Source organism: Marinobacterium sp. xm-a-152 (genome assembly GCF_013282965.1).
In the GTDB taxonomy this organism is placed as follows: domain Bacteria; phylum Pseudomonadota; class Gammaproteobacteria; order Pseudomonadales; family Balneatricaceae; genus Marinobacterium_E.
Map to the genome: position 1 here is coordinate 135,357 of NZ_WBYI01000005.1, position 12,561 is coordinate 147,917.

Consider the following 12,561-nt stretch of genomic DNA (forward strand, 5'->3'; position numbering starts at 1 on the left):
GGGTTACCTTCAAACAAGCTGGTTCTCACAAGAGGCGTTTTGCTCCAGACAGGTTAGATTGTTCGCCGTTGTCTGAGCAATGTTAGTTAATGCCTCTTCGGTCAAAAAGGCCTGATGCCCGGTCACTATCACATTGGGAAAGGTCATCAAGCGCATCAGATCGTCATCCGCAATGACCCGATTAGACTGATCTTCAAAGAAGAGATCCGCCTCCTCTTCATAAACATCGATAGCTAGACCCGACAACCCACCCTGTTTAAGTGCATTGATAACCGCCTTGGTATCGACCAGACCTCCACGAGAGGTATTGATCAACATAGCCTTAGGTTTCATCAGTGCCAATGCACGCTCACTAATCAGATGATGCGTCTGAGCCGTGAGCGGACAGTGCAAGGATATAAAATCTGATTGTTCCAGCAAGCTATCAAGCTCTACGTACTCAACGCCCTGCTCGATTAGATCTTGAGAGGGATTAGGATCATAGGCTAACAGACGACAGTCAAAGCCCCTCATAATTTGGCAGAAGACTGAACCAATATTACCGGTGCCGACTACCCCAACCGTCTTGCGATGAATATCACGCCCCACCAAGCCATCCAGCAAAAAGTTACCCTCTCGCACTCTATTGTAGGCTTTGTGAACGTGTCGATTGAGTGTCATCAGAAGCGTTAAAGCATGCTCGGCTACCGCATATGGCGAATAGGCCGGCACTCGTACAACCGATAAACCAAGCCGTTTAGCAGCATCTAAATTGACGTTGTTATAACCCGCGCAACGAAGCGCCACTGTTTTAACGCTGAGCTCTGCCAGCCTCTCAAGACAAGACTCATCCAACTGATCATTGACGAACACGACAACAGCATCGAAACCGGCCGCCAACTCGGCAGTTTTTCGATTAAGGTGTACCTCTTCAAACATCACCTCATGACCTGAAGCCTCAAAGGCGTCGATCAGGTAACTCTTCTCATCTTTTCTAGCACTAAACACTATGGCTTTCATTGGCACCATCGCTCTACTCAACCCCTAATAGGTCAAGCTTATGCGATGTGCCAAATTACTGAAAGAATTAGGCTGGTTTATTGGTCAACCAAAGATATTGATAGGGGCGCAGTGTCACTTGTGCCAGCCGGTCATCAAACACCTCTCCACTAACGAGATCTGTCCACTCATCGGTGATCACCAGGTTCAACTGCGACAAATTAAAGGTCTGCGGCTCATTGGTGATGTTATAGACGGCAAAAATACTCTGGGAGCGATTGATACTTTGACGCCAGAATGCAAACAGCGATTCCCCTGTGTGCAAGGTGTACATGGTCGCGTTGGGGTGAAAGGCCGGCTGCTTGCGACGAACCTTCAGCAGAGCCTGCATCGCTTCGAACACCTTTTTGTGATGGGTCTCTGCAGAGAGCTGTTGTTCCAATCGATCAGCATCCCACACATGACGATTGATCGACCTAAAGCTACCCGTGTGCTCGATGCGTTCGACATCATTTTCTGTCGCTAACAATGAATGAATGTAGAAAGCCGGAACACCCTCGAGCGCCATCATTACTGCTGCTGCACAGATAAAGCGTGCAAACTGAAGCCCATCAGGACCCGACTGATGCGTGCCAGCCATAGCATTCCAAAGGCTAATATTGATCTCATAAGGCTTGGAGTTTCCTTCGGCGTCCGTTCGACAACTGACTCGACCACCAAACCTCTGCATGGTGCCAATTAGGTTGTCGATCTCCCATTCGCTCAGCAGCCCTTCAGTCGGTCGCAAGCCAACACCATCATGTGACGCGATAAAGTTGAGATAGGTTGTGCCATATTGGGCAGGAGGCATAGTCATCAACCACTGCTTCAAATGAGTGCAATCACCTGTCACCAGGGTATTAATCAGTAACGGAGGGAGGGAAAAGTTATAAATCAGATGCGCTTCATTAGCGTTACCAAAGTAGGTGAGGTTTTCCGAGTTGGGAATATTGGTCTCGGTAATGATGACGGCGTCCGGTGAGTGGTGCTCTATGAGCAGTCGTAGCAGCCGTATCACCTCATGAGTCTCTGGCAAGTTGATACTGCTGGTGCCAGGCACCTTCCACAAAAAAGCCACCGCATCGAGGCGGAACCAACGTATCCCCTGCTCCAGATAGAGATGTATGATCGAGAGAATCTCTAGCAGCAGATCTGGATTAGTAAAATCTAGATCGACCTGATCATGACTGAATGTGCACCAAACGTGCTTCTCGCCATTCACAGTACGTACCTCTTTAAGAAGAGGCGAAGTTCTGGGGCGAACCACCTGCGACAGATCCCATTCAGGCTCGGCTTCAAAAAAGTAACCCGCCCCTGGATCGATCCCTTTTTTGTAGTTCTCAAACCAGAGGCTGCGACTTGAGCAGTGATTGATGACCAGGTCACCCATAACCTTAAAAGATTGGGTCATGGAACGGATATCAGACCAATCTCCACAGCTGGGATTGACCGTGGTGTAGTCCATAACACTGAAGCCATCATCGGAACTGAATGGAAAGAATGGCAGCAGATGAACCACCGAGATGCTCTCTGAAAGACGACTCTTTACAAAGTCATTCAATGTCTTAAGGGGCACTTCAGCCTCTTTCCTAAGCGAGTCAGCATAAGTGATCAGCATGACATCAGACTGATCCCATATATTTCGATGTGGTTCAGGAGAGGGGGTATCCACCGAGATCTTCATAACCTTTAGACACTGCCGGGTCAGCTCATGAACATCCTTATCAGGGAAGAGTGCCGTTAGATGTGCGGCTACGCGTTGCTCAAGCGGAGTGTGGTTTAGTATCACCATGATCAACCCTCCCCAAATTCGCTCATATCCGCTTCGACCGCATCTAAAATCATCTGCTGCACATCTGGGCAGGCACTGATCACGCGGTTCCAGCTTGGTACAAAGGGGGTCTCCATTGGATGATCCAAGAAGTGAGTTCCCGCCTTCATAATGTTCTGAGCGAACAGCTCAACAGCCTGCTCCTCGTGATGAACGTCTAACTTCAAACCGTTGATCAAAGCATCGTTTCGATAGGTCTCTACAAAATCGAGAGCAATCCGGAAGTAGGTCGCTTTAATGGTTCGGAAGGTCTCTTGATTAAAGACAATGCCATTGGTCGCCAACTTTCTGAACACCGCTTTGGTAATGTCGATCGACATCTTAGAGAGTCCGGCATTCTCATTATCGAGCGAGATATCCTGATGTTTGTGATCGTAGATGTCGGCAATATCAACCTGACAGAGGCGGTTGTTGGAGTAGTTGCGAGTCATCTCACTTAATACGCCAATCTCCAGACCCCAATCGGATGGGATACGAATATCATTCATCACATCGCGTCTGAACGAAAACTCGCCCGCCAAGGGGTAGCGATAACTGTCTAGATACTCCAGATAATCGAGAGGCCCACACACTTTCTTCAGTGCTCTTAACAGCGGGGTAACCAACAATCGACTGACACGACCATTAATCTTGCCGTCAGCCACCCGCGCATAGAACCCCTTACAGAACTCGTAGTTGAAGTTGGGGTTGGCAACCGGGTAGATAAGTCGCGCCAGCAGAGAACGATCGTAGGTCAAAATATCACAGTCGTGCATTGCCACAGACTCGGCAACACCCGATGCCAATACATAACCCATGCAGAACCAAACATTCCGCCCCTTACCGGGTTGATCGGGGGATAGCTGATGACTTTGCAAAATCTCATCAACGGCACGCAGACGTGGGCCATCATTCCAGAGCACTTTGGTATTTTGTGGAAGATCGGAGAAAAATTTTAAGGCATCACGGTACTGCTGTTCATCGGCCCTATCTAGACCGATCACGATCTGTGACAGGTAGGGGACCTGCTTTAGATGCTCAAGAATATTGGGCATCGCTTCGGTCTCCAACTCCGAGTAGAGACAGGGTAGGATCAACCCCATTGGCCGCTGCTTAGAGAACTCCATCAACTCTGATTCAAGCGCTTCAACCGGTCTATCTGACAAATTATGCAGCGTTGTAATGATACCGTTTTGATAAAAATCGCCCATGAAATACTCCTAAATTAAAATGCATCGGGGAATCGATCAGTGATCAAGGCCTTAACCGCTTGATACCAACCCTCTGGCCCGCAAAGATCTGTTTGAATCACCTCACCTGAGGCATTAATAACTGGAAAGCTATGAACGGGAGATCGAACCTGTATGGCAATATCCGCCATCTCAAGCATCGCGCGATCGTTCTCACCATCACCCAGCGCAACACTCTCGACACTACTGTTCCAAAGCGTTTTATACTGATCGATCAACCACGCAAGAGAGAGCGCTTTTGATACTTCACCTTGCAGGTGGACAAAACGCCCCCCTTTAACGACTTGGATACCCACCTTCGCTAGAGATAGCGCAAAACGTTGAAGCTGCTCTTCAGAGTCTCTCCAGACCAGGGGTTCGCTGAAGTTCCTATCCAGAGCTAACTGAGCCCGTTCAAGCGAGAGCCCGGTCAAAGCAGCCATCTCATCAGCAGAGATCTCCGAAAGACCATAGAAGTTGAACTGCGATCTGAAAGGCTCAACTCGTGACAAAATTTCAGAGCGTGTCAGGCCAAGATTGATGACGTTAAACCCGAGGTGCTCTTGCATCTCCCAATCAGCTGCTAACTGACTCCCCTTGGGCAGATAAATAGCTCCACCGTTCTCGACACTGAAGGGGTGTGAGTTGGCCAACTGGCTTCGCAGCGCAATCAACTCAGGTGCTGTTTTACTGGTATTGAAAATCCAAGGGATATTCAGCCGATTTAATAGCGGAAAGAGTGTGTCCGCGGGCGCGGCACTATAGGTGTAGTGATCTAGAAGGGTTCCATCCAGATCGGTAGAGAGCAGTAGTCGACTCATAACAGTTCATCTAAGTATTCGTTATGAAGCTACTGCAAACAGGGTACCAGAAATTATAAACCTTTGTTTTTATAGGATAAAATATAAACAGATTGAGAGTACGCACCAAAAATGCACAGTCAATGGGCAGAGTTATGCACCATGATGGTGCGCACCTAACGACCGCCTAGTGGCTTAGTAGCGGTTAGGGTTTCAGGATCTGTGAGACCGGCACCAACTGCGCACCCTGAAGAGAGAGCAACTCGGCCGTCTGCTGCATGTGCTTGGGAGAGATCGCGCAACAACCACCGATTAACCGAGCACCCGTTTCAAACCAATCCAGCGCCAGTTCGGCATACTGATGCGGGGTAAGATCTTTACGCTCCATCAACTCGGCGACCGAGTTACCAGCAGCCAGGGGCTCAACAGATGAGAAGCCATTAGCGTAGGCACCAAAGGGTTTGTGATGGTCAGCGATCTGTTTCAATGCTGCAGGCACCTCCTCGGGTGCAGAGCAGTTGATCCAGTACCCATTGGGATCAAACTCTTTCACAGCGGTTAAGAGATCTTCTATCGACTCCCCTGATCTCAACAGACCATTGGGTTCAACACGGATACCAAGAGTAAAAGGCTTACCGGTCTCTTGTGCAGCCCGGCATGCAGCACGCGCTTCAGTGGAGTTGCTCATCGTTTCGATCATTAACAGATCAACCTCTGGCTGCAGCGCACAGATCAATCGAAACTCATCTAACAGGCTTTGGTAGCTGCGTGGCGGATTGGGTAAATAGCTCCCCTCAATCGGAGCCAACACACCTGCAATATCAAAATGAGTGTCAGAGGATTCACGAATGGATTCTAGCGTTTTGCTGGCCAAGCTGTAGATGGACTCAATAGGATGAGTGACACCCGCTCGCTTGAGACGAGTTGGGGTCGCGGTGTAGGTATTTAGACAGAGTGTTCTCGCACCAGCATTAAGATAATCCGAGTGCACCTGACGAACAATATCAGGCTGGTTCATCATAACTTCGACAGACCAGAGAGCGTGACGTGGCTTGCCCGCACGCTGAAAGATCTCCTGACCTACACCACCATCCAAAAAACCAACGTTAACCAAAACCCTAACACCTATTGTTAAATTATCTGCCTGAACGGCTACGCATGAGGTATCGTATACGGCACAAAAGCTAAACGGGTTGCTACCCTAGCGAAATTTGTAATCTATGAATAGAGCTCAATTCAGGCAAATGACATGAACAGAAAAATATCCATCATCACGATCGGTTTACTGGCAATGATCGGTTTATCCGTTTTGGGTTACCAACACTACACCCAAGAGACCGATGGGAAGTATTTTAGAGAGTGGCATTCGCTTCGTACTGACAGCTTTAAGGAGGTACGGCGTAATTTTTCACCACTGGACGATATGGCCAAAGAGCGAATCTCTTTTCAGCCAGAGCTGATCAAGAAGTATTCGGCCAATCTAGTCAAAGCGACACAGCCCTTAGCTTCCCAGTTTGAACCTAAAGCCCCCTGGGGTGATGCTAATGCATCGATCTGGAGCGAGGGTTCTGAATTTCAATCGATGATGGCGGAGTTTGTTGCAACCACCGAGCAACTTTCAGAAGAGACTCCAAACGATCTGAAGCGTTTTCAAGACACACTGCACAGCCTTAGAAACCAGTGCATAGAGTGCCATAAAAAATATAAAGATTAGGCGGTAGTGACCAATAAAAAGGCCGCTCTATTTGAGAGCGGCCTTTTTGGTATTGGGTGAGTCTTTCGATAAGCCGGGTTCTGTCGTGGACAGTCATTCATCTAGGATTAGGATCACTCCTAACCTCCAGCGACCTACCCGGACCTAGCGTGGGCCACGCCTAACAGGTCCCTATTTGGTCTTGCTCCGAGTGGGGTTTACCATCGCCGTGGAGTGTTGCCACCCACGCGGTGCGCTCTTACCGCACCTTTTCAACCTTACCGGCGCCGAAGCGCTTAGGCGGTATACTTTCTGCTGCACTTTCCGTCGGCTCACGCCGCCCAGACGTTATCTGGCACTTTGCCCTATGGAGCCCGGACTTTCCTCCCCTCTGCAAGCAGAGCGGCGACTGTCTAAAAGACTCAGAGTGAAGCATAGCACGCTTCGAAACGGCCCCCTAGGAAATTAGCTGCTGATAGAGCTCTTTTTTTCCAACACCCGTGATCTCAGAAGTGATGGCAGCGGCCTTTTTGGGAGGCAGTTCAGCAGCCAATAAATTGAGTACGCGAAGAGTCTCTTCATTCAAAGAGCCCTCCTCTTTGACAGCCCCTTCAACCATCACAACGAACTCACCACGTTGCTGGTTAGCGTCAGCCAACATCCACTCAATCAGCTCTGCAATGGGTGCTGAGTGGATAGTCTCAAACGTCTTTGTGATCTCTCGAGCTACGCCCACCATTCGCTGATCACCAAAGACGCTCTGCATATCTTTTAGGGAGTCGACGATGCGGTGGGTCGATTCATAAAAAATCAGCGTCTCTTCACGATCAGACAACTGCTCTAACGCTTTGACTCGAGCACCCGTTTTAGCTGGTAGAAAGCCGATAAATGAGAAGCGATCAGAAGGCATGCCAGAGGCACTTAAAGCGGCAACAAAGGCACAACACCCAGGAATCGGTGAGACGGCATAACCAGCCTCCTTAACGGCCCGCACCAGAACAAAGCCGGGATCCGAAATGAGCGGAGTTCCCGCATCAGACACTAGAGCAACACTCTTTCCAGCCGCCAACTGATCAATAATCAATCCCGCGCGTTGGCGCTCATTGTGATCATGTACTGATATCAAGTTCGCTTTAATGTTAAAGTGCTGCAGAAGCTTTCCTGTATGGCGAGTATCCTCAGCCGCAACAAGGTCGACATCGGTTAACACTTGCTGCGCACGAGGCGTAAAGTCCGCAAGATTTCCAATGGGCGTTGCCACAACATACAGGGTAGGCAAAGACATATGATATCCATCCGATTTGAGTTACAGGGTGTGGACTATAACATGAGCAACGCATTGAAGTTGTTAGGAAGAAGCGCAATATTAGCTTTACTAGTGGCAGGCTGTACTCCGCAACTAGAAAAACCAACCGTCGTCGATAAAACACCGGATTCGCCAAAGCAGGCAAGCACGGCCGCAGACATTTTGCTACAAGCGATCAATGCTCGTGGTGATCAAGCAGCGGTACTTCGCCTTAAAGCCGCTAACCTGCTATTTGATCAGCAACGTTACAAAGAGGCGGCGAACAGTCTGTCAGTCATCAACCTAGCAGGCATCAACAGTAATAACGCCTTCAACGTCGTTCAATTAGAGGCAAAAGCCTACCTTAAGCTGGGTGATAGTGGGTCAGCGCTGAACCGCTTAACGGATCAAAACCTTCCTACACTTAACAGCGAACAGCGTGTTGAGATCGCACTGCTCAAAGCAGACATTTTCGAACAGCAAAACAACCCGCTCAGTGCCGTTTTATCTCTGAGTGAACTTAACGAGCTTTCGCTCGATCAACAGCAGAGTATCAACGACCAAATCTGGGCACTGATTAACCAAGTCGATAATGAAACCTTGGTTGCGGCCAACTTCTCAAACTATGGATTTGTTACCCAAGGGTGGATTGAACTCGCACTGCAGCTTGCTCCAATAAACGATTTAACAGCCCAACGTGAAGTCGCCTCACAATGGCGAACACTCTGGGACAAGCACCCAGCAAGTAATACGCCACCCGCAGCTCTCGCGTCTCTTCTCGATGGTGATGTTATCTCTGCCAAACGTATCCTAATTGCCCTACCCTTCAGCGGCCCCTTGGCTGAGCCGGCTCGAATCATTTCAGAGGGCGTTATTGCTGCGCTTAAATCGCGCTCACAACGTGGGTTTGAGGCGCCTGAGTTAGTGAGCCTTGATACAGAGGGTGCCAGTGCTGAGAGCATCATCGCCTATACAATAGAGCAGCAAGCCGACCTAGTGATTGGGCCATTGCGCGGTAAATTGATTGATGAACTGGGAAATAACGGCAAGCTTCCAGTCCCTTTTATCACCTTTAACCGAACTGACCGTTTGACTGACAACCTATTTCAACTCGATTTAGGTTCGGACCAAGAGATCAAACAGGTTGTCACCAGAGCCACTCTAGAAGGACACAAACGCTTTGCACTGATCACCCCAGCCGCGGCATGGGGCGCTCGTTTAGCGGATGATTTCAGACAGAACCTAGAATCTAGCGGCGCAGAAGCCGTTGCCGAATTGAGTTATGAGCTGAATGGCGATCTATCCAGTCAGGTCAGCCAACTGCTCAATACGGATCAAAGTACTGAGCGATACAACGCGATTAAAAAACTATTAGGCGAGTCGCTGGAGTTTGATGAGCGTCCAAGACGCGATATTGATGCCATTCTGCTGGCCGCTCAACCACAGGATGCACGTCAACTGACTCCCATGCTCGCATTCCATTTTGCTGGTGATTACCCCATTTATGCGACTTCCCACCACTTTGAAGGCAACTTCAATGAGACAAGGGACGTCGACCTTAATCGCATCCAATTCCCAGACCAACCCTGGTTACTTCAGCCAACGACAGCTTTGAACCTCTCATTAGCACTCGAGAGACCCGACAGCGCGAGTCGACTTGGACGCCTCTACGCACTGGGTTCAGACGCGGTCAAAGTCTACCCCTTCCTAAGTCAGCTAAAGAGTTCACCAGAGCTCACGGTGCAGGGGGAGACGGGCCGGTTGAGCTTAGACCCATCAGGACGATTTAATCGTCAGCTACTCTGGGCACAATTTGATCAAGGTATACCTGTTTTATTGGGCGAACCACAGATACCTGAAACCAAGCCCTTAAAGAGTGACCCTTTGGAGGAGCCTCAGCCAGAGACTATCAACATGCAGACTCAAGAGGTTCAGCTAAACTAAGTTCATAACCACTCAAGGATGAGACTATGAACCGCAAAACCATCGGCAACCAGGGCGAACAGATCGCTGAGCAGTATCTTCGTAAACAGGGTCTAAAATATCTAAACCGAAACGTGAATTACCGTTTTGGGGAGATTGATCTAGTGATGCTGGACTCCGATACCATCGTTTTTGTTGAAGTAAGAGTCCGATCCAATCCCCATTATGGGTCGGGCGCCGAGAGCGTCACGGCCAGCAAACAGCGCAAACTGATTAAAGCCGCACATCTCTGGATCGGCCAAAATAGACGTTATGCAAACTACAACTTTAGATTTGATGTCATTTCTCTCACTACAGGGGGCGAGATAAGCAACTGTCTATGGTATAAAGATGCCTTTAGACCCGATAGCTAGTAGTCATATGGAACTCGAAGAGAGAATCGTCAATCAGTTACACACCGCCTTAGGCATTAGCGCTCAAACCATTGAGCACTACTCGCCGGTGATCGCTGACGCCTCTGAACAGCTGCTAGCCTGTTTAATGTCAGAGCACAAAATCATCTGCGCCGGTAATGGCGCGAGTCAATCGATCGCTAACTACTTCACAACGACGCTTATGCAGCGATTTCGTGAAGAGCGCCCGGGCCTGCCTGCTATCGCTCTTGGGGCTGACTCCGGTGTCACTACCGGTACCGCAGAAGAGTCTGGCTATGTTCAGACCTATGCGCGCCAAATCCAGGCATTGGGTCAACCCGGAGATGTTTTAGTATTAATCTCATCTTCAGGTAATGATCGTAACCTCATTCAAGCAATTCAAGCGGCACACGACCGTGAAATGCAGGTGATCGCGATCACGGGTCGTGACGGCGGAAATATTACCGCACTAATGGAGCCAACAGAGATTGAGATCTGCGTAGCAGCAGAGGATGATCCATCGATCCACCTGGCACAGATGCTGACCCTTCAATGCCTTCTCGATCTTATTGAATATCAACTTTTTGGAGCTTAACTTGCCATGAAAAAAGTCCTAGCCACTCTTGTGATGACAACGACTCTAGTAACGGGTTGTTCTACCATCGTAAGCTCATCACGTGAGGAGCCAATTCGCGAAGACATTGGAAATCGCACACTGGGTAACATCATCGAAGATGAAGCCATTGAGCTAAAGGTTATGGTCAACCTAAGTAAAGGATCGGCACCACTGGCTCAATCTCACATCAATGTGAAAAGCTTTAACGGCCAAGTGCTATTAACGGGTCAGGTACCTAATGAGAATGTTCGCCAAGAGGCTGAGCAGATCGTTGGGCAGACACGTGAAGTCAAACGCATCCATAACGAACTTGAAATTGCAGGACCAAGCTCGACGATTGTACGCAGTAACGACATCTACCTAACCAGCCGCGTTAAACTGAAACTCCTAAGTGACAAGTCAATTGAGGGGTTACGCGTTAAGGTTGTCACCGAAAATGGCATTGTCTACTTGATGGGCTTGGTTAGCCAGCGCGAAGCCGATCAAGCCGTAGCGATTGTGCGTGAAGTACCCGGTGTGCAGCGCATTGTTAAAGTATTTGAGTACGTACCACTGCCATAAGCAGCTAACAGGCACAAAAAAGGGAGCTAATTGCTCCCTTTTTATTATCTCATCGCCTATTTAACGACACGCAAGCCAGGCCTTTTGGCAGCATCAGGTTTAGCAGCTGAGGCTTCTGCCGTCACTGCTTCAGTACTCCCTGGCTCTGCATGCGCCTTTTCTAGCACAAGATTAAGTGCTTCGGCACCCGGCTCCATACCAAACCCCATACCGACACCGTTCTCGCGGGCAAAAATAGCGATCAGCGCCGCCATCGGTACATAGACTTGTCGAGGCGTTCCTGAAAAGCGAGCGTTGAAGCTGAGCGCCTCATTGTCCATGTAGAGATCACGTACAGCGCCGGGCGCTATATTGAGTGTGATCTGCCCATCTTTGACAAATTCTTGAGGAACATCGGTGCCTGGTACCAGAGCATCAACAGCAATATGGGGCGTTAGATCCATATCTAAGAGCCACTCATTAAGGGCTCTTAGCAGGTAACCACGCGAGGGGGTTAGTTCAGACACAGATTACTCGCGAATCTCGCGCTCTGCTTCTGATAGTGACTCTTGGAAAGATTCACGATCAAATAGGCGATCCATGTAAGCGATCAGCGGCTTACACTGAGCTTCTGGAAGCTCAATACCCATCGCAGGCAGACGCCATAGAATGGGAGCAATAACACAATCGACCAAGCTAAACTCTTCACTCATGAAGTACGGCTTCTCTTGGAAGATCGGTGAGATTGCCACTAGGCTGTCACGCAGCTCTTTGCGTGCAGCATCGATCTCTTCTTCGCTACCCTTCTTGTTAAGAATGGTATCAGCGTAGCGACACCAGTCGCGTTGAATACGGTAGATGTAGAGACGGCTCTCTGCACGAGCTACAGGGTATACCGGCAACAATGGAGGGTGTGGAAAACGCTCATCCAAATACTCCATCATCACATTCGATTCAAACAGAACCAGTTCGCGATCAAGCAGTGTTGGTAGGCTGTTGTATGGGTTAAGAGCAGCAACATCTTCTGGCAACTCATCATCTTGGCAGTCGACAATATCAACCGCTACACCTTTTTCCGCCAGAACAATGCGAACTCGATGGCTGTAATGGTCAGCTCCATCAGAGAAAAAGGTCATTGAAGAACGTTTAGCTACCACGCCCATCTACTACTCCAAAAATTAACAGATATTAGAAACAAAAAATCTACGCACCCCGATGGAGTACGTAGATTTTAT

At 49.1% G+C, this 12,561-nt stretch carries 13 protein-coding genes and 1 other RNA gene; 5 read left to right on the forward strand and 9 right to left on the reverse strand.

Going from position 1 to position 12,561, the window contains the following annotated elements; translation table 11 throughout:
- Positions 1-9 precede the first annotated feature (9 nt).
- The 5 genes from XMA152_RS06290 to XMA152_RS06310 all read right to left on the reverse strand — a co-directional run bounded on the left by XMA152_RS06290 (position 10) and on the right by XMA152_RS06310 (position 5,970).
- Positions 10-999 carry a 2-hydroxyacid dehydrogenase gene (locus XMA152_RS06290; RefSeq protein WP_173483066.1) on the reverse strand — a complete coding sequence of 330 codons (990 nt, stop codon included), beginning with the start codon at positions 997-999 and terminating at the stop codon, positions 10-12.
- 67 nt (positions 1,000-1,066) lie between these two features.
- Positions 1,067-2,809 carry an alpha-amylase family glycosyl hydrolase gene (locus XMA152_RS06295; protein ID WP_173483067.1) on the reverse strand — a complete coding sequence of 581 codons (1,743 nt, stop codon included), beginning with the start codon at positions 2,807-2,809 and terminating at the stop codon, positions 1,067-1,069.
- A gap of 2 nt (positions 2,810-2,811) precedes the next feature.
- Complete coding sequence (locus tag XMA152_RS06300) at positions 2,812-4,038, reverse strand: glycosyl transferase (protein ID WP_173481286.1); 1,227 nt, start codon at positions 4,036-4,038, stop codon at positions 2,812-2,814.
- A 14-nt stretch (positions 4,039-4,052) separates the two neighbouring features.
- Positions 4,053-4,877 carry a mannosyl-3-phosphoglycerate phosphatase gene (locus XMA152_RS06305; protein WP_173483068.1) on the reverse strand — a complete coding sequence of 275 codons (825 nt, stop codon included), beginning with the start codon at positions 4,875-4,877 and terminating at the stop codon, positions 4,053-4,055.
- Between the two features lie 184 nt (positions 4,878-5,061).
- Positions 5,062-5,970 (reverse strand): homocysteine S-methyltransferase family protein, encoded by a 909-nt coding sequence (locus XMA152_RS06310; RefSeq protein ID WP_173483069.1) that lies wholly within the window; start codon positions 5,968-5,970, stop codon positions 5,062-5,064.
- A 135-nt stretch (positions 5,971-6,105) separates the two neighbouring features.
- Here XMA152_RS06310 and XMA152_RS06315 point away from each other — a divergent pair, with 135 nt between their 5' ends.
- On the forward strand, positions 6,106-6,570 hold the full coding sequence (locus XMA152_RS06315; protein WP_173481289.1) for a cytochrome c: 465 nt from the start codon (positions 6,106-6,108) through the stop codon (positions 6,568-6,570).
- 53 nt (positions 6,571-6,623) lie between these two features.
- Here XMA152_RS06315 and rnpB read toward each other — a convergent pair.
- Together rnpB and rsmI are read right to left on the reverse strand one after the other, a co-directional pair.
- Positions 6,624-6,974, reverse strand: an RNA gene (gene rnpB / locus XMA152_RS06320) — RNase P RNA component class A.
- Between the two features lie 32 nt (positions 6,975-7,006).
- Positions 7,007-7,834, reverse strand: a complete 828-nt coding sequence (gene rsmI, locus XMA152_RS06325) for a 16S rRNA (cytidine(1402)-2'-O)-methyltransferase (RefSeq protein ID WP_173483070.1) — start codon at positions 7,832-7,834, stop codon at positions 7,007-7,009.
- 42 nt (positions 7,835-7,876) lie between these two features.
- On the opposite strand from rsmI, the gene XMA152_RS06330 reads away from it, so the two are divergent.
- From XMA152_RS06330 to XMA152_RS06345, 4 genes are read left to right on the forward strand one after another with little or no spacing between them, the layout of a single operon-like run.
- Positions 7,877-9,778 carry a penicillin-binding protein activator gene (locus XMA152_RS06330; RefSeq protein WP_173483071.1) on the forward strand — a complete coding sequence of 634 codons (1,902 nt, stop codon included), beginning with the start codon at positions 7,877-7,879 and terminating at the stop codon, positions 9,776-9,778.
- A gap of 26 nt (positions 9,779-9,804) precedes the next feature.
- Positions 9,805-10,170, forward strand: coding sequence for a YraN family protein (locus tag XMA152_RS06335; RefSeq protein ID WP_173483072.1), 366 nt, complete (start codon positions 9,805-9,807; stop codon positions 10,168-10,170).
- Positions 10,148-10,765 carry an SIS domain-containing protein gene (locus tag XMA152_RS06340; RefSeq protein WP_254443870.1) on the forward strand — a complete coding sequence of 206 codons (618 nt, stop codon included), beginning with the start codon at positions 10,148-10,150 and terminating at the stop codon, positions 10,763-10,765. The genes XMA152_RS06335 and XMA152_RS06340 overlap by 23 nt, the downstream gene beginning before the upstream one ends.
- A 6-nt stretch (positions 10,766-10,771) precedes the next feature.
- Positions 10,772-11,347 carry a BON domain-containing protein gene (locus tag XMA152_RS06345; protein WP_173483073.1) on the forward strand — a complete coding sequence of 192 codons (576 nt, stop codon included), beginning with the start codon at positions 10,772-10,774 and terminating at the stop codon, positions 11,345-11,347.
- A 56-nt stretch (positions 11,348-11,403) separates the two neighbouring features.
- On the opposite strand, the gene XMA152_RS06350 is transcribed toward XMA152_RS06345, so the two are convergent.
- On the reverse strand, positions 11,404-11,853 hold the full coding sequence (locus XMA152_RS06350; protein WP_173483074.1) for a ClpXP protease specificity-enhancing factor: 450 nt from the start codon (positions 11,851-11,853) through the stop codon (positions 11,404-11,406).
- A gap of 3 nt (positions 11,854-11,856) precedes the next feature.
- Positions 11,857-12,489: a stringent starvation protein SspA gene (sspA, locus tag XMA152_RS06355; protein ID WP_173483075.1), complete on the reverse strand. Its 633-nt coding sequence runs from the start codon at positions 12,487-12,489 to the stop codon at positions 11,857-11,859.
- Between the last annotated feature and the right edge of the window lie 72 nt (positions 12,490-12,561).

Coding starts and splice junctions, on each gene's coding strand:
- XMA152_RS06290 (WP_173483066.1), bottom strand. CDS start 999: ATGAAAGCCATAGTGTTTAGTGCTAGAAAAGATGAGAAGAGTTACCTG.
- XMA152_RS06295 (WP_173483067.1), bottom strand. CDS start 2,809: ATGGTGATACTAAACCACACTCCGCTTGAGCAACGCGTAGCCGCACAT.
- XMA152_RS06300 (WP_173481286.1), bottom strand. CDS start 4,038: ATGGGCGATTTTTATCAAAACGGTATCATTACAACGCTGCATAATTTG.
- XMA152_RS06305 (WP_173483068.1), bottom strand. CDS start 4,877: ATGAGTCGACTACTGCTCTCTACCGATCTGGATGGAACCCTTCTAGAT.
- XMA152_RS06315 (WP_173481289.1), top strand. CDS start 6,106: ATGAACAGAAAAATATCCATCATCACGATCGGTTTACTGGCAATGATC.
- rsmI (WP_173483070.1), bottom strand. CDS start 7,834: ATGTCTTTGCCTACCCTGTATGTTGTGGCAACGCCCATTGGAAATCTT.
- XMA152_RS06330 (WP_173483071.1), top strand. CDS start 7,877: ATGAGCAACGCATTGAAGTTGTTAGGAAGAAGCGCAATATTAGCTTTA.
- XMA152_RS06335 (WP_173483072.1), top strand. CDS start 9,805: ATGAACCGCAAAACCATCGGCAACCAGGGCGAACAGATCGCTGAGCAG.
- XMA152_RS06340 (WP_254443870.1), top strand. CDS start 10,148: ATGCCTTTAGACCCGATAGCTAGTAGTCATATGGAACTCGAAGAGAGA.
- XMA152_RS06345 (WP_173483073.1), top strand. CDS start 10,772: ATGAAAAAAGTCCTAGCCACTCTTGTGATGACAACGACTCTAGTAACG.
- sspA (WP_173483075.1), bottom strand. CDS start 12,489: ATGGGCGTGGTAGCTAAACGTTCTTCAATGACCTTTTTCTCTGATGGA.